This window comes from Peptoniphilus sp. SGI.035 (genome assembly GCF_050315115.1).
Classification (GTDB): domain Bacteria; phylum Bacillota; class Clostridia; order Tissierellales; family Peptoniphilaceae; genus Peptoniphilus_A.
In genome coordinates this window covers 1-282 of the sequence record NZ_JBNPOJ010000069.1, presented here as the reverse complement: position 1 = coordinate 282, position 282 = coordinate 1, and the positions used below count along the sequence as shown (strand labels likewise).

1 protein-coding gene is annotated in these 282 nt (G+C 36.5%); it reads left to right on the top strand.

All coding sequences use genetic code 11. From position 1 onward, the window contains the following. Window positions 1–282: hypothetical protein (locus tag ACQRC6_RS09895; protein WP_427848758.1), on the top strand; the 282-nt coding region annotated here is incomplete at both ends.

Below are 282 nucleotides of genomic sequence, written 5' to 3'. Positions count from 1 at the left end.
GATAACGAAAAAGTAACAAAAGAAATCCCAGCAAGTGCAAAAAATAATGATGCAACACAAGCTTTCGTAAAATGGGATAGCACAGTTCCAGCAAATGGCAAAGTAGAAGCAAAGACATTTACAGCAACATACGAAGCAAAAGACATAGTAAAAGTTGGAACAGACCCTAAGACTCAAGTACCAGAAGGATATACAAGAGTAACATTTGACGCAACAGCAAATGGAACAATAGAGGGAACAAATAGATACAAAGTATTAGATATCCTAACAGGAACAACATGG